Source organism: Phytopseudomonas dryadis, from assembly GCF_004327355.1.
In the GTDB taxonomy this organism is placed as follows: Bacteria; Pseudomonadota; Gammaproteobacteria; order Pseudomonadales; family Pseudomonadaceae; genus Aquipseudomonas; species Aquipseudomonas dryadis.
The window spans coordinates 59,362-79,954 of sequence record NZ_QJUM01000006.1 but is presented as its reverse complement, the minus strand read 5'-3'; the positions used below and the strand labels follow the sequence as shown (position 1 = coordinate 79,954).

18 protein-coding genes and 2 tRNA genes are annotated in these 20,593 nt (G+C 66.0%); 10 read left to right on the top strand and 10 right to left on the bottom strand.

Going from position 1 to position 20,593, the window contains the following annotated elements; translation table 11 throughout:
* Positions 1–2: 2 nt before the first annotated feature.
* Both DNK34_RS06775 and DNK34_RS06770 read right to left on the bottom strand, forming a co-directional pair.
* Positions 3–1,817, bottom strand: a complete 1,815-nt coding sequence (locus tag DNK34_RS06775; RefSeq protein WP_131173952.1) for a glycoside hydrolase family 15 protein — start codon at positions 1,815–1,817, stop codon at positions 3–5.
* Positions 1,810–2,610 (bottom strand): glucose 1-dehydrogenase, encoded by an 801-nt coding sequence (locus tag DNK34_RS06770; protein WP_131173951.1) that lies wholly within the window; start codon positions 2,608–2,610, stop codon positions 1,810–1,812. The genes DNK34_RS06775 and DNK34_RS06770 overlap by 8 nt, the downstream gene beginning before the upstream one ends.
* A gap of 138 nt (positions 2,611–2,748) precedes the next feature.
* Between DNK34_RS06770 and DNK34_RS06765 the strand changes: the two genes are divergently transcribed.
* Positions 2,749–3,246, top strand: a complete 498-nt coding sequence (locus DNK34_RS06765; RefSeq protein WP_131173950.1) for a CinA family protein — start codon at positions 2,749–2,751, stop codon at positions 3,244–3,246.
* Between the two features lie 4 nt (positions 3,247–3,250).
* Here the strand turns inward: DNK34_RS06765 and DNK34_RS06760 are convergent, their stop codons facing one another.
* Positions 3,251–5,050, bottom strand: a complete 1,800-nt coding sequence (locus DNK34_RS06760; RefSeq protein ID WP_131173949.1) for a thiamine pyrophosphate-requiring protein — start codon at positions 5,048–5,050, stop codon at positions 3,251–3,253.
* Between the two features lie 348 nt (positions 5,051–5,398).
* Here DNK34_RS06760 and DNK34_RS25385 point away from each other — a divergent pair, with 348 nt between their 5' ends.
* The 5 genes from DNK34_RS25385 to DNK34_RS06740 all read left to right on the top strand — a co-directional run bounded on the left by DNK34_RS25385 (position 5,399) and on the right by DNK34_RS06740 (position 7,570).
* Positions 5,399–5,548, top strand: a complete 150-nt coding sequence (locus DNK34_RS25385; RefSeq protein ID WP_165496916.1) for a hypothetical protein — start codon at positions 5,399–5,401, stop codon at positions 5,546–5,548.
* 68 nt (positions 5,549–5,616) lie between these two features.
* Entirely contained in the window at positions 5,617–6,024 is a 408-nt protein-coding gene (locus DNK34_RS06755; RefSeq protein ID WP_165496917.1) for a YgaP-like transmembrane domain, read from the top strand.
* 96 nt (positions 6,025–6,120) lie between these two features.
* Positions 6,121–6,543 (top strand): hypothetical protein, encoded by a 423-nt coding sequence (locus tag DNK34_RS06750; protein ID WP_131173947.1) that lies wholly within the window; start codon positions 6,121–6,123, stop codon positions 6,541–6,543.
* Positions 6,540–6,944, top strand: a complete 405-nt coding sequence (locus tag DNK34_RS06745; protein WP_131173946.1) for a phage holin family protein — start codon at positions 6,540–6,542, stop codon at positions 6,942–6,944. The genes DNK34_RS06750 and DNK34_RS06745 overlap by 4 nt, the downstream gene beginning before the upstream one ends.
* The gene (locus DNK34_RS06740) at positions 6,941–7,570 is read left to right on the top strand and encodes a DUF3618 domain-containing protein (RefSeq protein WP_131173945.1); all 630 of its coding nucleotides are present in this window, start codon (positions 6,941–6,943) and stop codon (positions 7,568–7,570) included. Before DNK34_RS06745 ends, DNK34_RS06740 begins: the two co-directional genes overlap by 4 nt.
* A 307-nt stretch (positions 7,571–7,877) precedes the next feature.
* On the opposite strand, the gene DNK34_RS06735 is transcribed toward DNK34_RS06740, so the two are convergent.
* Positions 7,878–7,954: transfer RNA gene (locus tag DNK34_RS06735), tRNA-Asp, on the bottom strand.
* Between the two features lie 12 nt (positions 7,955–7,966).
* Positions 7,967–8,042, bottom strand: a tRNA-Val gene (locus DNK34_RS06730).
* A 279-nt stretch (positions 8,043–8,321) separates the two neighbouring features.
* Between DNK34_RS06730 and rdgC the strand changes: the two genes are divergently transcribed.
* Complete coding sequence (gene rdgC, locus DNK34_RS06725) at positions 8,322–9,242, top strand: recombination-associated protein RdgC (protein ID WP_131173944.1); 921 nt, start codon at positions 8,322–8,324, stop codon at positions 9,240–9,242.
* A 172-nt stretch (positions 9,243–9,414) separates the two neighbouring features.
* On the top strand, positions 9,415–10,353 hold the full coding sequence (locus DNK34_RS06720) for a bile acid:sodium symporter family protein (RefSeq protein WP_131173943.1): 939 nt from the start codon (positions 9,415–9,417) through the stop codon (positions 10,351–10,353).
* A gap of 185 nt (positions 10,354–10,538) precedes the next feature.
* Here DNK34_RS06720 and DNK34_RS06715 read toward each other — a convergent pair whose 3' ends face one another.
* From DNK34_RS06715 to DNK34_RS06695, 5 genes are all read right to left on the bottom strand, one after another.
* Positions 10,539–12,413, bottom strand: a complete 1,875-nt coding sequence (locus tag DNK34_RS06715) for an MFS transporter (RefSeq protein ID WP_131173942.1) — start codon at positions 12,411–12,413, stop codon at positions 10,539–10,541.
* A 136-nt stretch (positions 12,414–12,549) separates the two neighbouring features.
* Entirely contained in the window at positions 12,550–12,873 is a 324-nt protein-coding gene (locus tag DNK34_RS06710) for an AzlD domain-containing protein (RefSeq protein WP_131173941.1), read from the bottom strand.
* Positions 12,873–13,583 (bottom strand): AzlC family ABC transporter permease, encoded by a 711-nt coding sequence (locus DNK34_RS06705; protein ID WP_131173940.1) that lies wholly within the window; start codon positions 13,581–13,583, stop codon positions 12,873–12,875. Before DNK34_RS06705 ends, DNK34_RS06710 begins: the two co-directional genes overlap by 1 nt.
* Before the next feature lie 180 nt (positions 13,584–13,763).
* Positions 13,764–14,612 carry an AraC family transcriptional regulator gene (locus tag DNK34_RS06700; RefSeq protein WP_131173939.1) on the bottom strand — a complete coding sequence of 283 codons (849 nt, stop codon included), beginning with the start codon at positions 14,610–14,612 and terminating at the stop codon, positions 13,764–13,766.
* A gap of 2 nt (positions 14,613–14,614) precedes the next feature.
* Entirely contained in the window at positions 14,615–15,184 is a 570-nt protein-coding gene (locus DNK34_RS06695) for a GNAT family N-acetyltransferase (protein WP_131173938.1), read from the bottom strand.
* 252 nt (positions 15,185–15,436) lie between these two features.
* On the opposite strand from DNK34_RS06695, the gene DNK34_RS06690 reads away from it, so the two are divergent.
* Together DNK34_RS06690 and DNK34_RS06685 are read left to right on the top strand one after the other, a co-directional pair.
* A complete protein-coding gene (locus tag DNK34_RS06690; protein ID WP_131173937.1) occupies positions 15,437–18,907 on the top strand; it encodes a hybrid sensor histidine kinase/response regulator in 3,471 nt (1,156 codons plus the stop codon).
* Between the two features lie 146 nt (positions 18,908–19,053).
* Positions 19,054–20,304, top strand: a complete 1,251-nt coding sequence (locus DNK34_RS06685; RefSeq protein WP_131173936.1) for an MgtC/SapB family protein — start codon at positions 19,054–19,056, stop codon at positions 20,302–20,304.
* The last annotated feature ends 289 nt before the right edge of the window (positions 20,305–20,593 follow it).

The window sequence follows — 20,593 nt, the reverse complement described above, 5'->3', positions numbered from 1 at the left end:
GCTCACGGCTGCCAGGTGGTGCGTTCGCCGCTGAGCTTGTGGTCGAGGAAACTGGCGGCGCTGATCAGCGCCAGGTGGCTCAGCGCCTGGGGCGTGTTGCCCAGGTGGTGGCCACGCGGGTCGAGCTCCTCGGCATAGAGTCCCAGCGGATTGGCGTAACGCAGCAACTGTTCGAACTCCAGGTGCGCCTGCTCGACGCGTCCGGCCCGGGCCAGGCACTCCACGTACCAGAACGAGCAGGCGACGAAAGCGCCCTCCTCGCCCTTCAGGCCGTCATCGCTGCGGTAGCGATAGACCATGCCATCGCGCACCAGGTGGCGTTCGATGGCGTCCAGGGTCGCCAGCCAGCGCGGGTCGCTGGCACCGACGAAACGCACCAGCGGCATCAGCAGCATCGAGCCATCCAGTTCCTGGCTACCGAGGCGCTGGATGAAATGGCCGCACTCCGGGTCCCAGAAGTTGTTCCAGATGTCGTCGTGAATGGCCTGGCGCTGCTCGTTCCAGCGTGCGAACGGGGCCGGCAGCGAGCGCTTGCTGGCCAGGCGGATGGCCCGATCCAGAGCGACCCAGCACATCAGTCGCGAATGCAGGAAGTGCTGCTCCTCACCGCGTATCTCCCAGATACCGACATCCTTGTGCCGCCAGCTGTCGCACACCTGGTCGACGATATGGACCACATGCCGCCAGCCGTCATGGGAAATCGCCTCGCCGTACTTGTTGGCCAGGTACACCGCATCCAGCAACTCGCCGAAGATATCCAGCTGCCGCTGGGTATGGGCTTCATTGCCGATGCGCACCGGCCGTGCACCGCCATGCCCGGCCAGATGGTCCAGCTCGCTTTCCGGCAACTCCTGCTCGCCTTCGAGGCTGTAGAGGATGCGCAAGTGCATCGGCTCAGCCGTGCAATCGCCGACCCGGGCCCGCACCCAGCGCATGAAATCGTTGGCCTCCTCGACGAAACCCAGCCGCATGAACGCATACACGGTGAACGAAGCGTCACGGATCCAGGTGTAGCGGTAGTCCCAGTTGCGCTCGCCCTGAGCGGCCTCCGGCAGGCCGAAGGTGGCGGCGGCGAGGATGCCGCCGTGCTTGCGCGAGGTCAGCAGTTTCAGCGCCAGCGCCGAACGATTGACCATTTCCCGCCAGCGGCCACGGTAGCGGGAATGCTTCAGCCAGCGGCGCCAGTAGGCCAGCGTCTCCTGCAGGCACTGCTCGCCGGCACCGGCCACCACCGCGGGATCGTCGAAGGCACCGAGCACGAACTCGGCGCACTGCCCCTGCTCGAGCACGAATTCGGCCAGCGCACTGCCCTGCTCGATGCGCAGTGGCCGGGTGGCGGCCAGGCGCAGACTGGGCTGGCCCTCGGCGTGAAAGCCGACATCGTCGCCGTCGCTTTCGGCCACGCTGGCCGCGCGGCTGTAGTCGTGCCGCACCCGACAGCGCATGCGTACCCGGGCACGGCCATGCACCACCCGCACCCGCCGCAACAGCCGGGGATGGTCATCCTCGCCGACTCCGATCGGCATCAGGTCGGTGACTTCCACCACTGCCTCCCGGGCCAGCCAGCGCGTCTGCAGCACATTGCTGTCGGGCAGGTAGATCTGCTGGCGGCGCGCGTCGGGCAGGTCCGGCGCCAGCTGGAAAATGCCCGCCTCGGGCGTATCGAGCAGCGCCGCGAAGATCGACGGGCTGTCGAAATCCGGCCAGCAGAAGAAATCCACGCAGCCGCTGTCGGCGATCAACGCCGCGCTGCGCATGTCGCCGACCACGCCGTGGGCCTCGATGGGATGCTGTCGCTCGCCGTGAATATCAGCCATTGTCGCGAAACTCCAGATAGAGGCTCATGCCGCCGTCGATGAACAGGGTGGTGCCATGCACGTAGTCGGCCGCATCGGAGGCCAGCCAGACGATGGCATTGGCGACGTCCTCGACCTCGCCCAGGCGACCATAGGGAATCAGCCCGAGCAGCTTGCGCGCCGCGTCGCCCTCGGTGCTCTCCCGATTGATCGCCGTGCGGATCGCCCCGGGGGCCACGGCGTTGACCCGGATGCGCTGCTCGCCGACCTCCTGCGCCACACTGCGCATCAGCAGATCGACACCGCCCTTGGAGGCGGCGTAATTGGCCCGGCCGGCCCAGGGGATACGCTGATGAACCGAACTCATCTGGATGATCTTGCCGGCGGCCCGGGATACCCCCTCGCGCACGCCCTGGCGGAGAAACTGGCGCAACGCCGCGCGCACGCAGAGAAACTGGCCGGTGAGGTTGACCTCGATCACCTGCTGCCAGTCATCCAGGCTCATGTCCACCGTGGCGGCATCGCGCTGCAGACCGGAATTGGCCACCAGGATATCCAGATGGCCGAAGGCCTCCAGGGTCTCGGCGAACAGCCGCTCGACGTCCTCCTCGCGGGACACGTCCGCGCCGATGGCGAGGGCCTGGCCGCCCGCCTCGCGGATCTGCTCGACGAGTTGCTCGGCCGCCTGGCGCCGGGAACGGTAATTGACCACCACCGCGGCGCCGGCAGCGGCGAGCGCACGGGCCGACGCCGCGCCGATTCCGGAACTGGCGCCGGTGACCAGGGCGACCTGGCGATTCAATGAAATAAGCATGAGCCCTCCTCATCCAGCCTGTAACACCTGACTGGAGAGTCGCCTTCGGAGTTCATGCAAAAGCCCATGCCCGTCGATCCGAATGATCGCACTGGCCGCGCCTGGGGCAGACCAAGAAAAGAAACAGGAACAGACCCCATGCAAGCGATTCAGCAACTGCTCGACTACCTCAAACGCGAGCACCTGCTGCTGGCCACCGCCGAATCCTGTACCGCCGGCATGATCGTCGCCCTGCTCGCCGAATGCCCCAGCAGCGGAGAATGCCTGGATGCCGGCCACGTGGTGTATTCCCCCGCGGCGAAGAAACGCCTGCTCGGCGTCAGCCAGGAAACGCTCGACACCTTCAACCTGACCAGCGAGGAAATCGCCCGGGAAATGGCCATCGGCGCCCTGCGCGACAGCCCGGCCAATGTGGCGATCGCCACCACGGGCATCGCCGGGCCCGAAGCGCACGACGGCATCGAGCCCGGTACGGTGTGCTTCGCCTGGGCTTTTCGCCATGCGGGACGCTTGCAGCTGTTCTCCAGCACCGAACGTTTCCTCGGTGATCGCCCCCGGGTACTGCGCGAGGCCTCGCGCCATGCCCTGTTACGCGTGCCCCACTGGCACACGCAGCTGCTCGCCGGCGCAGGCTGACGGCTCACTGGCCGCGCTTGCCCTTGCCCGGCAGGATCGCGCCCAGTACCTGCTTGGTGGTCTGCCTGATCACCCCGCCCTGGTCGGGATCGCCCTGCAGCAAGGTCGAGGCGAACGCCTTGGCCTGCGCCAGGGTGATATGCGGCGGCAACGGCGGTACGTTGGGGTCGGTCTTGAACTCGATCAGCACCGGCCGGTCGGCCGCCAGCGCCTGTTCCCAGGCCTCTGCCACGGCATCCTCGCGGTCGACGAAGATGCCCTTGAGGCCGATCGACTCGGCGAAGCGGTGGTAGGCCACGTCCGGAATGCTCTGCGAAGCCTCGAACTTCGGATCGCCCTCCATCGCCCGCTGCTCCCAGGTGACCTGATTGAGATCCTGGTTGTTGAATACGGCGCAGATCCAGCGCTTGTCCTGCCACTGCTGCCAGTACTTGGCGACGGTGATCAGTTCGGCCATGTTGTTCATCTGCATGGCGCCATCGCCCACCAGCGCCACCACCGGACGATCCGGATGGGCGAACTTGGCGGCAATGGCATAGGGCACGGCCGCGCCCATCGAGGCCAGGCCGCCGGAGAGGGAACACAGCATGCCCTGGCGGATCTTCACGTCACGGGCTAACCAGTTGGCGCACGAGCCCGAATCACAGGTGACGATGGCGCGATCCGGCAGGCGCGGCGACAGCTCGAAGGCCACGCGCTGCGGGTTGATCGGCTCGGCCGAAGCCATGGCACGACGTTCCAGGGTGGTTTCCCACTGCCCGCGCCAGCGCTCGACCCGCTTGCGCCAGGTACGTCGGGTCTTGCGCTCGAGCAAAGGCAGCAAGGCGCGCAGGGTCTCGCCGGCGTCGCCCTGGAGATTGACCTCCATGGGGTAACGCAGGCTCAGCATGTCCGGCTGGATATCGATCTGCACGCCACGGGCCTGCCCCTCCTTGGGCAGGAACTCGGCATAGGGAAAGCCCGAACCGATCATCAGCAGCGTGTCGCACTCGTTCATCAGCTGGTAGCTCGGCTTGGTGCCCAGCAGGCCGATGGAACCGGTCACCCAGGGCAGGTCGTCGGGCACCACCGCCTTACCCAGCAGCGCCTTGGCCACTCCGGCGCCGAGGGTTTCGGCGACCTGGATCACCTCATCGCCAGCACCCAGCGCGCCGGCGCCCACCAGAATCGCGACCTTCTTGCCGGCATTGAGCAGATCGGCGGCGCGCTGCAGATCCGCCTGATAGGGCACGACCCTTGGCTTGCTGTAGCCCACTCCCGAGTGCAGGGTGCCATGTTCGTGCGGCGGCGCCTGGTAGGCGGCCTCCTGCAGATCGTTGGGCAGGATGAGCGCGGTGACCCGGCGTTCGCCCAGCGCCGTGCGAATGCTGCGGTCGACCAGGTGGCGCACCTGCGCCGGCGCAGCGGCCTGCTGCACGAACGCCCCGGCGACATCCTTGAACATCGACAACAGATCGAGCTCCTGCTGGTAATGTCCGCCCAGGGCGTTACGCGCCTGCTGGCCGACGATCGCCAGCACCGGCATGTGATCCATGCGCGCGTCGTAAAGACCGGTGAGCAGGTGCGACGCGCCGGGGCCGGATGTGGCGATGCACACCCCCAGTTCGCCGGAGAACTTGGCATCGGCCGAGGCCATGAACGCCGCCATTTCCTCGTGGCGGGCCTGGATGAAACGGATCTTGCCGTTGGCCCTGGCCAGGGCGCCGAACACACCGTTGATACCATCGCCCGGATACCCGTAGATACGTCGAACGCCCCATTGGTGGAGGCGTTCGACGATAAAGTCAGCGACTGTCGTGGTCATGGAAAACTCGCTCGAAGTTCAGGCCCGCTCGTGGTCGGACCGACATGGATGGGAGTTGCCACGCTGCGTGTGCATGCGCTGTCCCGGCAGCACGATGGCGCTGGCCCGGACAGGCATCTTGACTGGACCGGCGGCGCAGAGGTTTAGTGTTTTTCCGGCCGTCGCCCACGGCCCCGGGCGCAGCGGCACACGCCACAGATCCCGCGCAGCGGCGACCCGTGCGCGATGGGCCGCGGATCGACGGATGAGCGTTCGGGGGCAGTTGCAAGCGCCGCACTAAAAAGATCGAACGCACCGGGGCTGGCGCCCTCCAAACCAGGACAAGCCGAACGCCTATGGGAGACGCACATGCCGATCGCCTCGCTCGCGAATGAACCACGGCGCATACCGGGCTCGGTTCCCGATCCCGCGGACGATGCCCCGCAAGAGCCGAGCAGCCCCGGGCAGGACCAGGACAACGACGAGTTGCCCGGCAAGCCGCAGCCCGATCCGGTATGAGCCCCGTGGCCGAACCGACGCTCGGATGCGCGGCGCCGCTAACCACCACCTTTGGCAGGAGTGATCCTATGGTCGCCTTCGAACCACAATCGCAAGCCCCTCGGCCACAGCCGGCACAACAGAACGTCAGGGGCTGGGAGCGCCTGCTGTCGATTGGCGGCGGCCTGCTGTTCGCCGCCCTGGGCGCCAGCCAGGAAGGCCGTCGCGGCAATCGTCAACTGAGCCTCGGCGGCCTGTTGCTGCTGCGTGGCTTGAGCGGCCATTGCAGCGTCAAGAGCGCCGTGGACGATCCACTCGAAGAGATCAGGTACCTGCGGGCGCGCATCCAGCGCGCCCAGGAATTGCTGATGATGCTCGAGGAGGTGGTCGATCCGCCCGCTGCCGCGCCGCAGCCGGCTCCGCCGGCGCCCAGCATGGGGCCGGAGCTCGACATGAGCGTTACCGCGGACTACCCCAGGCAGGCCGGCGGCCACTGAGCAGCAGCCGCCCACGGATACGGGGCGATCGCCTGAACGGACGCCACGCTCGGCACCACCCCGGCGCACTTTCACGCACGAACAAGGTGTAGGCACATGGACAACGACAGCAAGCAACGGCCGCATAAAAGACCCGGCAAGGTCATCTCCGGGCACTGGCGCGACGAGGCCCGGGAACAACTGCGCACGCAGATCCAGCACGGCGAGCAGAGTGCGCAGGATCTCGAGACCCGGGTGCGCATCGCCCGCTCCACCGTGGCCGATCAGGAAAACCATGACGGGCCTGGCGCCTCCGCGCGCCTGCTGGCCGCCGCACAGCAGCTCTCGCGCCTGGCTGGCAAGGCACGCAACGCTCAGGGCGAGGCCCTGCACAGAGCCGACAGTTTCGCCCACGCGCACCCTCTATTGCTGGCCGCTGGCGGGATCGCCATCGGCTTCGGCATCGCCCGCCTGCTGGCCAGACGCGACCAGCGCCGCGCCACACAAACCGATGATCTGCCAGAAGGAGCCCCACAATGAGCGAAGAGCCAGGCGCGCCGCTACCCGAACCCTCGATCCTCGGGCTGCTACGCCAGCTGACCCGGGAAATACAGGTGCTGTTCACCAAGGAACTGGCCCTGGCCAAGGTCGAGCTGAACCAGTCCCTGCAGGCCACCAAGGCCGGTATCGCCGCCATCGCCGGAGGCGCCATCGTCCTCCTGTCGGGCTTCCTCATGCTGTTGCTGTCGGCCGTCTACGGGCTGAGCACGATAGTGGCGCCGTGGCTGGCGGCACTGATCGTCGGCGTGGTGGTGATCCTGATCGGCCTGGCCATGCTGAAGATCGGCCAGAAACAATTCGCCCCCTCTCAACTCACCCCGGAACGCACCCTGGACGCCTTGCAGAAAGACAAGGAAGCGGTGCAGAGGCAAATGTCATGAGCACGAGCAGCAGCATTGCAGTCGAATCGCGCAAGCCCCCCGAACTCCTCGAGCAGGAGATCGATCAGCAACGCAACCGCATCGACGCCCTGATCGATGACGTCGAAGCGCGCCTGACCCCTCGACGCCTGCTCGATCAGGCCCTGGCTTACGGACGCGACAGCGGCGGCCTGGAAATGGCCGAGCGCCTGGGGCACACGCTGAAAACCAACCCCGTTCCCGTGGCGCTGACCGCCATCGGCCTGGCCTGGCTGGCGGTGGAACAGAGCCGCGGGCGGCCACAGCCCGTGGCCGATCCCGGCGACACCGAGGACGGCGAAACCCTGGCCGATGCGCTGCACGAGGCGAAGCAGTCACTGCATCAGGGCACGCTCGCGGCCAGGCAGAAGCTGCACGACCTGGCCGAGGGCGCGGAAACGCTCAAGCATCAGGTGAAGCAGGGAGCCGACAGCCTGACCCATACGCTGCAGCGCCGTCCCTGGGCGTTCGCCGCCGCCGGTCTGGCGCTGGGTGCCGTGGTCGGCATCCTGGGCACGGTGCGCAAGGACGAGGCGCACACCGACGACATTCCCGAGCGGGACGATGGCCTGCAGGAAAAACCGCCCTTTCGCCCGGGTGCGGTCTAATGCCACAGCACGGATCAAATGGCGTAGCCGATAGGAGCGCTAAAGGCTGGAGGCTGAAGGCTGAACGACAAGCAAACCCCATGGGCTCTTTCGTCCAGCTTTCCAGCCTCAAGCGTTTTTGATCGAAGGCCGAAGGCCGCTTGCGCCCTGGCCGACACATGACCGTTGCGCGACATAGGGTCTGTTGACGTTTCAGCACGACCGCACCGGAGCCCAGCGGAAGTTCTTCAGGCAGAAACGAAAAAAGCGCCCTGGGGCGCTTTCTTGCGTTGCTTCCGGGTGTTCAGCGGGCCCTGGAAGCGATATATGGCGCAGCGGACGGGACTCGAACCCGCGACCCCCGGCGTGACAGGCCGGTATTCTAACCGACTGAACTACCGCTGCGCATACCTCGATTGGTGGGTGATGACGGGATCGAACCGCCGACCCTCTGCTTGTAAGGCAGATGCTCTCCCGGCTGAGCTAATCACCCTTCACTCTCGAAGTGGGGCGCATTCTAGAGAGCGACCTGCACCTTGGCAACCCCCTTTCGTGAAAAAAATTTATTGGTGTTCCAAAGGGTTAGGATTATGGCAACGGCCATCGCGCAAACCTGGCCTTAGCCTCCCCGGGAAGGAATAATGCGCGCTCGCGCTGGTCCGATCATGGCGCGGCATACGCGACTCACCTGCCGCTCAAGCGTCCTTGCGCACCGACTCATGATTTCCGCTCGCCCGCTGGGCGCGCCCGCTAACTGGAGAACACCCCGCTCATGTGGTTCCGCAACCTGCTGGTCTACCGCCTCACCCAAGATGTTCCCTTCGCTGCCGAGGCACTCGAAGCCGCGCTGGCCGCCAAGCCCGCCCGCCCCTGCGCCAGCCAGGAACTGACCACCTACGGTTTCATCGCGCCCTTCGGCAAAGGCGCGGATGCGCCACTGGTGCACGAAAGCCAGGGCTTCATGCTGATCGCCGCGCGCAAGGAAGAACGCATCCTGCCGGGTAGCGTGGTCAAGGATGCGCTCAAGGAGAAAGTCGACGAGATCGAAAACGAGCAGATGCGCAAGGTCTACAAGAAGGAGCGCGATCAGCTCAAGGACGAGATCGTCCAGGCCTTCCTGCCGCGGGCCTTCATCCGCAAGTCCGCCACCTTCGCCGCCATCGCCCCGGCCCAGGGCCTGATCCTGGTCGATGCCTCCAGCCCGAAGCGCGCCGAAGACCTGCTCTCCACCCTGCGCGAAGCCATCGGCTCGCTGCCGGTGCGTCCGCTGACCGTGAAGATCGCCCCGAGCGCGACCATGACCGACTGGGTCAAGACGCAGAAAGCCGCCGAAGGCTTCTACGTGCTCGACGAGTGCGAGCTGCGCGACACCCACGAAGACGGCGGCGTGGTGCGCTGCAAGCGCCAGGATCTGACCGGCGATGAAATCCAGCTGCACATGACCTCCGGCAAGCAGGTCGTGCAACTGTCCCTGGCCTGGCAGGACAAGCTGTCCTTCGTGCTCGACGACAAGCTGGTGGTCAAGCGCCTGCGCTTCGAGGATCTGCTGCAGGAACAGGCCGAGCAGGATGGCGGCGACGACAACCTCGGCCAACTGGATGCCAGCTTCACCCTGATGATGCTGACCTTCGTCGAGTTCCTGCCGGCGCTGTTCGAAGCCCTGGGCGGCGAAGACATCCCGCAGGGAATCTAAGAAGCAGCGGCAAGCGGCAAGCCTCAAGCTGCAAGTGAAAGCAGGGCTGCACGAGGCTCTAGCTTTTTGCTTGGAGCTTGAGGCTTGGAGCTTGCGGCTGCTCCTCTAACAATAACCGGCTCCGCACGCCTGCCCGTCCACGGAGCCAGCCCCTCGTTACGGAACCATCACCATGTCTGCCTTGATCGCCCTGAGCCGCTTCGTCGGCAATACCTTCGCCCTGTGGGTGCTGTTGTTCGCCGTGCTGGCCTTTCTGCTGCCCGGCGCCTTCCTGCCGCTGACCTCGTGGATCGTGCCGCTGCTCGGCCTGATCATGTTCGGCATGGGCCTGACTCTCAAGGCCGGGGATTTCCGCGAAGTGGCCCGGCATCCACTGCGGGTGCTGATCGGCGTGCTCGCACAATTCATCATCATGCCGTGTCTGGCCTGGCTACTCTGCAAGTTGTTCGCCTTGCCGGCGGAAATCGCTGTGGGCGTGATTCTGGTCGGCTGCTGCCCAGGCGGTACCGCTTCCAACGTCATCACCTGGTTCGCCAAGGGTGACGTAGCGCTGTCCGTTGGTATCACTGCGGTGACCACCCTGATGGCACCGATCGTCACTCCCGCGCTGATTTGGCTGCTGGCTTCCGAATGGCTGCCAGTTTCCTTCTGGGCCATGTTCAGTTCGATTCTTCAGATGGTGCTGCTGCCGATCGTCCTTGGCCTGGTCGCACAACGACTGCTGGGCGAACGCGTGAAGCTGGCAATCGATGTATTGCCACTGATCTCGGTGGTTTCTATCGTCGCAATCGTCGCCGCAGTGGTTGCCGCCAGCCAGGCGAAGATCGCCGAATCCGGGCTGCTGATCATGGCCGTGGTGATACTGCACAACGGCCTGGGCCTGGGCCTCGGCTACCTCGCCGGGGTGCTCACCGGCATGCCGCTGGCCCAGCGCAAGACCCTGTCCATCGAAGTCGGCATGCAGAACTCCGGGCTCGGCGCCGCGCTGGCCAGCGCCCACTTTTCGCCACTGGCGGCGGTGCCCAGCGCCCTGTTCAGCGTCTGGCACAACCTGTCCGGCGCCTTGCTGGCGACCCTCCTGCGGCGCATTAGGGATGAACGAGACAAGTAGCGAATAGCCATGACAAGACGCAAGCGGATGTAGGGTGGACAACGCTCTTTTTGTCCACCAATGCGATCGCAAGGCGGTGGACGGATCGGGCCGCGCAGGCAAGCGTCGTCCACCCTACGACGTTCCCGGCCTGAAGCTGAGCCGCCCACGAAGCAACCCAGGCTACGAGGTTCCTCTTCGCCTGATCAGCGCTTGTCGCCGCGCAATGCCGCGACCTCGGCTTGCAGCACCTGCCGCGTGGCGGCGGCCGCCTCGATCGGCGCGCCGGCCACCAGGTCGATGCGCGACCAGAAGCGGCGCAGCAGCCGCTTGCGCGGATCGCGGCTGAAGAAGCTGCCCCACAGGCCCTGCAGCGCCATGGGAATCACCGGCACCGGATTGTCCTGCAGAATGCGCTCCACGCCTGCCTTGAACTCGTTGATCTCGCCGTCGGCGGTCAGCTTGCCCTCGGGGAAGATGCACACCACCTCGCCGTTGTGCAGGTACTCGGCAATACGCTTGAAGGCCGCGTCGAAGACCAGCAGATCTTCGTTGCGCCCGGCGATCGGTACGGTGCCGGCGGTGCGGAAGATGAAGTTGAGCAGCGGCAGGTTGTAGATCTTGTAGTACATGACGAAACGCACCGGACGCCGCACCGCTCCGCCGATCAGCAGCGCATCGACGAATGACACGTGGTTGCACACCAGCACCGCCGGCCCCTCGTCGGGAATGGCCTCCAGCCCCTTGTGCGAGACCCGGTACATCGAGTGCCCCAGCATCCAGATGAGGAAGCGCATGGCGAATTCGGGCACGATCTTGAAGATGTAGCTGTTCACCGCGACGTTCATCAGCGAGATGACCAGGAACAGTTGCGGGATCGACAGCCCGGCGACGCTGAGAAAGAGGATCGACACCAGCGCCGAGACCACCATGAACAGCGCATTGAGGATGTTGTTGGCGGCAATCACCCGAGCGCGCTCGTCCTCGGCGGTGCGCGACTGGATCAGGGCATACAGCGGCACGATGTAGAAGCCGCCGAACACGCCGATGCCGAGGATCGCGCCCAGCACCCACCAGGCGGGGCCATGGCCGAGCAGCGCCAGCCAGTCGTACGGCTGCGCCGCGGGCGGCACACCGCCCGAATTCCACCACAGCAGGATGCCGAACAACGACAGGCCGATGGAGCCGAACGGCACCAGACCGATTTCCACCTTGTGCCCGGACATGCGCTCGCAGAGCATCGAGCCCAGGGCGATGCCGACCGAGAACACGGTGAGAATCAGCGTCACCACGCTTTCGTCGCCGTGCAGCCACTTCTTCGAATAGGCCGGTATCTGCGTCAGGTACACCGCACCGAGAAACCAGAACCAGGAATTGCCGACCAGCGAGCGCGATACCGCCGGGGGCTGCCTGAGGCCCATGCGCAGGGTCAGCCAGGTCTGGCGCAGGATGTTCCAGTCCAGCTTCAGGCTCGGCAAGGCCGCGTCCGCCCGCGGAATAGCGCGGCTGGCCAGGTAACCCAGCACGGCCAGCAGCACCACCGAGGCGGCGACGATGACGCTGTAATGGCTGCTGGTGAGCATGATCCCGGCACCGATGGTGCCGGCCAGGATCGCCAGGAAGGTGCCCATCTCCACCAGCGCGTTGCCGCCGACCAGTTCCTCGGGCTTCAGCGCCTGGGGCAGGATCGAGTATTTCACCGGCCCGAACAGCGCCGACTGCATGCCCATGGCGAACAGCACCGCCAGCATCAGCGTCAGGTTGCCCAGCAGCACGCCGGCGGCACCGGCGAGCATGATGGCGATTTCGCAGAACTTGAGCCGACGGATCAGCCAATCCTTGGCGTATTTCTCGCCGAACTGCCCGCCCAGGGCGGAGAACAGGAAGAACGGCAGGATGAACAGCATCGCGCACAGGTTGACCAGCAGATCGCGGTCGGCGCTGACGGTCAGCTTGAACAGAATGGCGAGGATCAACGACTGCTTGAAAATGTTGTCGTTGAAGGCGCCGAGCAATTGCGTGATGAAGAACGGCAGGAAGCGTCTGCTTCCCAGCAGGGCGAATTGCGAGTGCTGGCTCATCGATACCTTCCCTATGGGTGATTCGCAGAGCATTGGACGCGACGGGAGCGGCAAGCTGCAAGCCTCAAGCGACAAGTAAAAGCCAGACTGCCGACTCTTCGCGGTTTCTTGCAGCTTGAGGCTTGCAGCTTGCCGCTCAAACCTGCCCCAACGCCCAGCGCAGCAGGAAGAACACCAGCAGCCCGCCGCCGATGGTCGCCAGCAGATGCCGGGTGAGCACGGCGATGCACAGGGTCGCCAGGCCGGCCAGCAGGTAGGCGTTGTCCCAGCGCAGCGCCCAATGCTCGCCATCGGGCAGCAGCATGCCCGGCACGACGATGGCGGTGAGCACCGCCGTCGGCACGTAATGCAGGGCCTGGCGCAGCAGCGGCGGAAAACGCAGATCGGGAAAGGCGAACAGGCTGTAGCGGGTGGCGAAGGTGATCGCCAGCATGCCCAGAATCAGCATCCAGTTATCCATCAGGCCACCTCGTGCTGCGGCAGGCCACGGCGACGCTCCAGCAGCACGCCGAGCAGAATGCCGGCGAAGGCGGCGGCCATCAGGCCGAGTTTGTAGGGCAAATCGTGGCAGACCAGCGCTACCGCACCGGCCACCAGCGCTGCCGCCACCTGGGGAAGGTTGCGCAGCATCGGTACGACGACACCGATGAAGGTGGCAATCATGGCGAAATCCAACCCCCAGCCGGCGATGTCCGGCACCGCCTGGCCAAACACCAGGCCGATCAGCGTGCACCCCACCCAGTTGACGTACATGGCCAGGGCCGCGCCGAGGAAGTACCAGTGCTTGTAGGGCGAGACGTCGGCTTCGGCGTAGCGCTGCTGAACCACGGCAAAGGTCTCGTCGGTCAGCCAGAACGCCAGTGGCATGCGCCAGCGCCTGGGCAGATGGCGAACGAAGGGCTGCAGGGTGGCGCTGTACAGGGCGTGACGCAGATTGACCACCAGGGTCGTCAGCCACAGCACGCTCAGGGTCGCACCGCCGCCGAGCAGGCTGATGGCGATGAACTGCGCGGAGCCGGCGAACACCAGCACGGACATGGCGATGGTCTGCCAGGCGCTGAGGCCGGCGGCGCCTGCCAGGCTGCCATAGATGACGCCGAACGGCATGGCACCGAGCAGCATCGGCAGCATATCGCGCAGGCCTTGCAGGAATTCGTGTGGACGGGACATGAGATGCGAACCATTGACCATGCAGGAGCCCGCTTGCGGGCGATCGGGATTGGCAAAGGCTATGCGGCTGATGCCATGCCTGTCTTGAACGATCTTGCGCAGGTGAAGCGATCACCAGTCCCGTAGCTCGGCGTCGAGCGAAGCGATACCCGGGAAGCGCGGCCCGGGGTATCGCTTCGCTCAACCACAGGCTACGGAGCTGCGTTGGCAGGCGCTGCGGTACTCGCCGGGCGCAACGCCATAAGCCTGCTTGAACTGCCGCCCAAGGTGGCTCTGGTCGGAGAAACCCAGCTGCAGTGCCACGCTCAGCGGGGCGCAGCCGTCGCGCAACAGCGTCCGCGCCTGCTCCAGCCGACGCTGCTGCAGCCAGGCGTGGGGCGGCAGGCCGGTCGAGCGCCGGAACACCCGGGCGAAATGAAAGGGCGAGAGATTCACCGCAGCAGCCAGCGCCTCCAGCGAAGGCGGCTCGGCCAGGCGCGAGGCGAGCAGCTCCCTGGCCTGGCTTACCGCCAAGGGCTCGTTACCCGCGGCAACGGTCACCGGCGCCTGAGCATGGCGCTGCAGCAGTTGCAGCATCACCTCGCGCCAGCGCGTCTGACGCTGCAGAACGCTGACCAGCGGGTCCTGCAACTGGCGATGCAGGTCGAGCAACGCCGGCACCAGCAGCTCATCGCGGTGCACGCTGCCACGCAGGGCTGGTACGGCGGAGGGCAACTCCAGCTCCTTGAGCAGGGCCTGAAACTGCTGCGGCTCGGGGTAGAAGACCCGGTAGCGCCAGCCATCGTCGGTAGCCTTGCGACCGGTGTGCACCTCGTCCGGGTTGAGCAGGGCCAGATGCCCGGCACTCACCACATGCTCTTCACCGCGATAGCGGTAGCGTTCCGCACCCGCCTCGACCACCGCAATGGCGTAGCTCTGATGCACATGAGGCGCATAGCGATGCTCGACGAAACGCGCGGTCAGCAGCTCCACGCCCCCCACATCGGCACAGGAACTGAAACGCGCCTGCTCTCGATCTCCCGGCTGCATCGTCAACCGCTGAAACGCGCCTCCAGTTCCTGCTTGATCGCCGGCCACTCCTGATCGGTGATGCTGTAGAGCACACTATCGTCCAGACGCCCGTCGGCCAGCCGGCGGTGGTTGCGCAGCAGGCCCTCGCGCACGGCGCCGAGCTTTTCGATGGCGCGCTGCGAGCGCTGGTTGCTGGCCGCGGTTTTCAGTTGCACGCGCACCATCTGCCAGCTTTCGAAGGCATGGCGCAGCATCAGGTACTTGATCATGCCGTTGAGGCCGGTGCCGTGCTGGCTCTTGTCCAGCCAGGTCCAGCCGATCTCGGTGGCCGGCAGGGTGGGCATGAACTCGGCGAAGCGGGTGGTGCCGACCAGTTGATCGCCCAGGCGGATGACGAAAGGCAGCGCCTTGTCCTCGCGCTGATCGAGCAGGCCCTGGCGATACCAGTCCAGGCGCAGGGTGCCGTTCATGTACACCAGTTCCTGACGGTTGGCCTCGGCCAGGGTCACCAATGCCGGGATATCGGCATCGAGCATCGGCTCGATGCGCAGGGCACCGCGTTGCAGGGTGATCAACTGCGGCTTGAACATTGGTTACCTCCACGGCCATGGGCACAACATATCAATCTGTAAATCCGCTCACAATCGCTGCCAGGGTGCCGCATCGCTCCGCGCCCCGCACCTGCGACCTTGGTCGCGCCTGACGCTGCGCCACTTTGCTGCGACACTATGCAAAATCCTGGCAATAGCTTGAACGGCACGCGACGCAGGCCCGAACGGCCACACGCGAACGTGCAATGATACGACCGAACAAGCCCCACTTAGTTTGCTCCCGGAGTGCGCATGTCGCTGTCCAGTGGGCTGATCGCCGCGGTCGCCCTGCTCTACATGGCCATCCTGTTCGCCATTGCCTTCTACGGCGACCGTCGCCGCACGCCCCTGTCGCCGAAGGTACGGGCCTGGGTCTACAGCCTGTCGCTGGCGGTGTACTGCACCAGTTGGACCTTCTTCGGCGCCGTGGGCCAGGCCGCCGAACAGCTCTGGTCGTTCCTGCCGATCTACCTGGGGCCGATCCTGCTCCTGCTGTTCGCCCCCTGGGTGATCGAAAAGATGGTGCTGATCAGCAAGCAGGAAAACATCACCTCGATCGCCGACTTCATCGCCGCGCGCTACGGCAAGTCGCAGTCGCTGGCCATCGTCGTGGCGCTGATCTGCCTGGTCGGCGTGCTGCCCTACATCGCCCTGCAGCTCAAGGGCATCGTGCTCGGCGTCAACCTGCTGATCGGCAGCGATTCCGGTGGCACCCGCGCCCAGGACACCGCCCTGGTGGTGTCGCTGATCCTGGCACTGTTCACCATCCTGTTCGGCACCCGCAACCTGGACGTCACCGAACACCACCGCGGCATGGTGCTGGCCATCGCCTTCGAATCGCTGGTCAAGCTGCTGGCCTTCTTCGCCGTCGGCGCCTTCGTCACCTTCGGCCTGTACAACGGCTTCGGCGACCTGTTCCAGCAGGCGCAGCGCAACCCGGAACTGGAAGCCTACTGGGCCGTGGCGGTGAACTGGCCGGCGATGCTGGTGCAGACCTGCATGGCGATGATCGCCATCGTCTGCCTGCCGCGGCAGTTCCACGTCACCGTGGTGGAGAACACCGAGCCCCGGGATCTGCGCCTGGCCCGCTGGGTCTTCCCGCTGTACCTGATCCTCGCCGGGCTGTTCGTCATCCCCATCGCCCTGGCCGGGCAGATGCTGCTGTCGCCCGGCATCAGCCCCGACTCCTTCGTCATCAGCCTGCCGCTGGCCGAAGCGCACCCGGCGCTGGCCCTGCTGGCGTTCATCGGCGGCGCCTCGGCGGCGACCGGCATGGTGATCGTCGCCTCGGTGGCGCTGTCGACCATGATCTCCAACGACATACTGCTGCCCTGGCTGCTGCACCGCAAAAGCACCGAGCGCCCGTTCGAGGCCTTCCGCCACTGGATGCTCACCGCCCGCCGGGTGAGCATCGTGCTGATCCTGCTGCTGGCCTACGTCTGCTACCGCCTGCTCGGCGCCAACGCCAGCCTGGCGACCATCGGCCAGATTTCCTTCGCCGCCATCGGCCAACTGGCGCCGGCCATGTTCGGCGCCCTGGTGTGGAAGCAGGCCAACCGCCGCGGCGTGTTCGCCGGCCTGATCTGCGGCGCGCTGCTGTGGTTCTACACCTTGGTGGTGCCGGTACTGGCCCGCGGCCTGGGCTGGCCGCTGGAACACTTCCCCGGCCTGCAGACCCTGCTGTACATGCCGCTGGGCTTCGAGGTCGACGCCCTGACCCGTGGCGTGGTGCTGTCGCTGGCCGGCAACATGACGCTGTTCGCCTGGGTCTCGTATTTCTCGCGTACCCGGGTCTCCGAACACTGGCAGGCCGGGCGTTTCGTCAACCATGACTTCGGCAGCAAACCGAGCGGACGCAATATGCTCGCCGTGCAGGTCGACGACCTGTTGCTGCTGGCCGGCCGCTTCGTCGGCGAGGAGCGTGCGCAGCAGAGCTTCAACCGCTTCGCCTCGCGCCAGGGCAAACCGCTCAACGCCGCGCAACCGGCCAACAGCGAATGGATCGCCCACACCGAGCGCCTGCTGGCGGGCGTGCTCGGCGCGTCCTCGACCCGGGCGGTGGTCAAGGCGGCCATCGAGGGCCGGGAAATGCAGGTCGAGGATGTGGTGCGCATCGTCGACGAAGCCAGTGAAGTGCTGCAGTTCAACCGCGCCCTGCTGCAGGGCGCCATCGAGAACATCACCCAGGGCATCAGCGTGGTCGACCAGTCCCTGCGCCTGGTCGCCTGGAACCACCGCTACCTGGAAATCTTCGAGTATCCGGACGGCCTGATCTGCGTCGGCCGACCGATAGCCGAGATCATCCGCTTCAATGCCGAACGCGGCATGCTCGGCAGCAACGATGTCGAAGAAAGCGTGGCCAAGCGCCTGTACTGGATGCGCCAGGGCACCGCGCACAGCTACGAGCGGGTGTTTCCCAATGGCCGCGTCATCGAACTGATCGGCAACCCCATGCCCGGCGGCGGCTTCGTCATGAGCTTCACCGACATCACCGAGTTCCGCGAAGCCGAACGCGCCCTCAAGGCCGCCAACGAGGGCCTGGAGCAGCGTGTCGCCGAACGCACCTTTGAGCTGTCGCAACTGAACAAGGCGCTGACCGTGGCCACCGGTATCGCCGAAGCGGCCAACGCCTCCAAGACCCGTTTCCTGGCGGCCGTCAGCCACGACCTGATGCAACCGCTGAACGCCGCCCGGCTGTTCTCCGCCGCCCTCTCCCACCAGGAAGACAGCCTGCCCCGCGAGGCCCAGGAGCTGGTGCGTCACCTGGACAGCTCGCTGCGTTCGGCGGAAGACCTGATCACCGACCTGCTGGACATCTCGCGCCTGGAAAACGGCCGCATCACCCCGGATCGCAACGCCTTCGTCCTCAATACGCTGTTCGACACCCTGGGCACGGAATTCAAGGTACTGGCGGTGGAGCATGGCATCGACCTGCGCCTGCGCGGCAGCCGGTTGCGGGTCGACAGCGACATCAAGCTGCTGCGCCGGGTCCTGCAGAACTTCCTGACCAACGCCTTCCGCTATGCCAAGGGCCGCGTGCTGCTCGGCGTGCGCCGCCAGGCCGGACAGCTGCGCCTGGAAGTCTGGGATCGCGGCCCGGGCATCCCCGAAGACAAGCGCAAGGTGATCTTCGAGGAATTCAAACGCCTGGACAGCCACCAGACCCGCGCGGAAAAAGGCCTCGGCCTCGGCCTGGCGATCGCCGACGGCCTGTGCCGGGTGCTCGGCCACAGCCTGGAGGTGCGCTCCTGGCCAGGCAAGGGCAGCGTGTTCAGCGTCAGCGTGCCCCTGGCGCGCACACCGGCGCCTGCGCTGCAGCGCCAGGCCGGCGAGCCCAAGGGACAACTGCTGACCGGCACCCAGGTGCTGTGCATCGATAACGAAGACAGCATCCTCACCGGCATGCACAGCCTGCTCTCGCGCTGGGGCTGCCAGGTGTGGACGGCACGCAACCGCGCCGAATGCGAATCCCTGCTCGGCGAATCGCTGCACCCGCACCTGGCCCTGGTCGATTACCACCTGGACGAAGGCGAGACCGGCACCGAGCTGATGGCCTGGCTGCGCACCCGCCTGGGCGAACCGGTGCCCGGCGTGGTGATCAGCGCCGATGGCCGCCCGGAACTGATCGCCCAGGTGCACGCCGCCGGCCTGGATTTCCTGGCCAAGCCGGTGAAACCGGCGGCCCTGCGCGCCCTGATCAGCCGTCACCTGACGCTGCGGTAAGGCAAGCGGCAAGCCGCAAGCCGCAAGTTAAAAGCGGTCAGGCGTAACACCTTTGCTTTTGCTTGTAGCTTGTAGCTTGTAGCTTGTAGCTTGTAGCTTGTAGCGGCCTAGACTACGCGAATCCGCCCACGCCAAAGCCCAACGCCATGTCCGACGCCCTGCTCACCCTGCTCAACTTCGCCAGCGCCCTGGCCGCCGGCCTGCTGATCGGCGCCGAACGCGGCTGGCAGGAGCGCGACAGCGAAGACGAACACCTGGTCGCCGGTATCCGCACCTTTGGCCTGACCGGCCTGCTCGGCGGCTTTGCCATGCTGCTCGGCGAGCATTTCGGCGTGGCCGCCTGGGCGGTGGTGTTCGCCGGTTTCGCCGCCCTGGTGATCGCCTCCTATTTTGCCGAACTGCAGCATTTCGGCGACATGGGCATGACCAGCGAGGTGGCTCTGCTGATCACCTTCCTGCTCGGCAGCCTGGCGCTGGCCGGGCATTCCCTGCTCGCCGCCGCCGGGGCCGTGGCGGTGGCCCTGTTGCTGAGCCTCAAACGCGTCCTGCACGCGGCCCTGCGCCGGCTCGGCGAGGCGGAACTGTCCGGGGCGCTGAAGCTGCTGTTCATCTCCCTGGTGCTGTTGCCGGCCCTGCCCAACCAGGGATACGGTCCCTGGCAGGCCTTCAACCCTTATGCCGTCTGGTGGATGGTGGTGCTGATCGCCGGCATAGGTTTCGTCGCCTATGTCGCGGTACGCCTGGTCGGCACCCGCCATGGCCTGCTGATCACCGCGCTGCTGGGCAGCATCGTCTCGTCCACGGCGATGACCGCGTCGCTCTCCCGTCTCGGGCGCAGCACCGGTCTGCGCGCCGTGCTGGCCTGCGGCCTGCTGGCCACCTCGGCGCTGATGTTCCCGCGCGTGCTGCTGGAGGTCGGCCTGGTCAATCCCGAACTGCTACCGCCCCTGCTCTGGCCATTGGGCATGGCCACGCTGGTCTACGCGGGCGGCGCGCTGTTCTACCTGCTGCGGGCGAGCGACGAGGCCGGAGAGAGTACCGAGCCTCCCCTGAAGAACCCCTTCGAGCTGGGCGCGGCGCTGCGCTTCGCCGCGTTGCTGGCGCTGATCCTGTTGCTCGTCGAAGGCGCGCGCCAATGGCTGGGCGATGTCGGCGTCTACCTGATCGCCGCGCTCTCGGGGCTGGCCGATGTCGACGCCATCACCCTGTCGCTGGCACGCAGCGCGCGCAGCGAACTGGACACCCAGGTGGCCGTACGCGGCATTTTCATCGCAGCCCTGAGCAACAGCCTGGTGAAGGCCCTGCTGATCGCCCTGATCGGCGGCCGCCAACTGGCGCTGCTGACGCTGCCGGTGATGGCCGCCGGCTTGCTGGCGGGAGCGGCGTTGTTGCTCTAGCCAGGCCGACAGGAGCGCTGGAGGCTGGAGGCTGGAGGCTGGACGAGAAGCAGACCGCATGAGCTCTTTCGTCCAGCTTTCCAGCCTCAAGCGCTTTTAATCGAAGGCCGAAGGCCGCTTGCGCCTTATTGCGGCCCGATCCGTCCACCGCTCGGCAATCGCAATGGTGGATGAAAAGAGCGTCATCCACCCTACGGCTGGAGGCTGAACGACAAGCAAACCCCATGGGCTCTTTCGTCCAGCTTTCCAGCCTCAAGCGCTTTTAATCGAAGGCCGAAGGCCGCTTGCG

Excerpts from the sequence above, each read along its gene's own strand:
- DNK34_RS06710 (WP_131173941.1), bottom strand. The coding sequence starts at position 12,873 with ATGGATAACTGGATGCTGATTCTGGGCATGCTGGCGATCACCTTCGCC.
- DNK34_RS06720 (WP_131173943.1), top strand. The coding sequence starts at position 9,415 with ATGTCTGCCTTGATCGCCCTGAGCCGCTTCGTCGGCAATACCTTCGCC.
- DNK34_RS06765 (WP_131173950.1), top strand. The coding sequence starts at position 2,749 with ATGCAAGCGATTCAGCAACTGCTCGACTACCTCAAACGCGAGCACCTG.
- DNK34_RS06745 (WP_131173946.1), top strand. The coding sequence starts at position 6,540 with ATGAGCGAAGAGCCAGGCGCGCCGCTACCCGAACCCTCGATCCTCGGG.
- DNK34_RS06715 (WP_131173942.1), bottom strand. The coding sequence starts at position 12,413 with ATGAGCCAGCACTCGCAATTCGCCCTGCTGGGAAGCAGACGCTTCCTG.
- DNK34_RS06750 (WP_131173947.1), top strand. The coding sequence starts at position 6,121 with ATGGACAACGACAGCAAGCAACGGCCGCATAAAAGACCCGGCAAGGTC.
- DNK34_RS06760 (WP_131173949.1), bottom strand. The coding sequence starts at position 5,050 with ATGACCACGACAGTCGCTGACTTTATCGTCGAACGCCTCCACCAATGG.
- DNK34_RS06685 (WP_131173936.1), top strand. The coding sequence starts at position 19,054 with ATGTCCGACGCCCTGCTCACCCTGCTCAACTTCGCCAGCGCCCTGGCC.
- DNK34_RS06740 (WP_131173945.1), top strand. The coding sequence starts at position 6,941 with ATGAGCACGAGCAGCAGCATTGCAGTCGAATCGCGCAAGCCCCCCGAA.
- DNK34_RS06690 (WP_131173937.1), top strand. The coding sequence starts at position 15,437 with ATGTCGCTGTCCAGTGGGCTGATCGCCGCGGTCGCCCTGCTCTACATG.
- DNK34_RS25385 (WP_165496916.1), top strand. The coding sequence starts at position 5,399 with ATGCCGATCGCCTCGCTCGCGAATGAACCACGGCGCATACCGGGCTCG.
- DNK34_RS06700 (WP_131173939.1), bottom strand. The coding sequence starts at position 14,612 with ATGCAGCCGGGAGATCGAGAGCAGGCGCGTTTCAGTTCCTGTGCCGAT.
- DNK34_RS06770 (WP_131173951.1), bottom strand. The coding sequence starts at position 2,610 with ATGCTTATTTCATTGAATCGCCAGGTCGCCCTGGTCACCGGCGCCAGT.
- DNK34_RS06705 (WP_131173940.1), bottom strand. The coding sequence starts at position 13,583 with ATGTCCCGTCCACACGAATTCCTGCAAGGCCTGCGCGATATGCTGCCG.
- DNK34_RS06755 (WP_165496917.1), top strand. The coding sequence starts at position 5,617 with ATGGTCGCCTTCGAACCACAATCGCAAGCCCCTCGGCCACAGCCGGCA.
- rdgC (WP_131173944.1), top strand. The coding sequence starts at position 8,322 with ATGTGGTTCCGCAACCTGCTGGTCTACCGCCTCACCCAAGATGTTCCC.
- DNK34_RS06695 (WP_131173938.1), bottom strand. The coding sequence starts at position 15,184 with ATGTTCAAGCCGCAGTTGATCACCCTGCAACGCGGTGCCCTGCGCATC.
- DNK34_RS06775 (WP_131173952.1), bottom strand. The coding sequence starts at position 1,817 with ATGGCTGATATTCACGGCGAGCGACAGCATCCCATCGAGGCCCACGGC.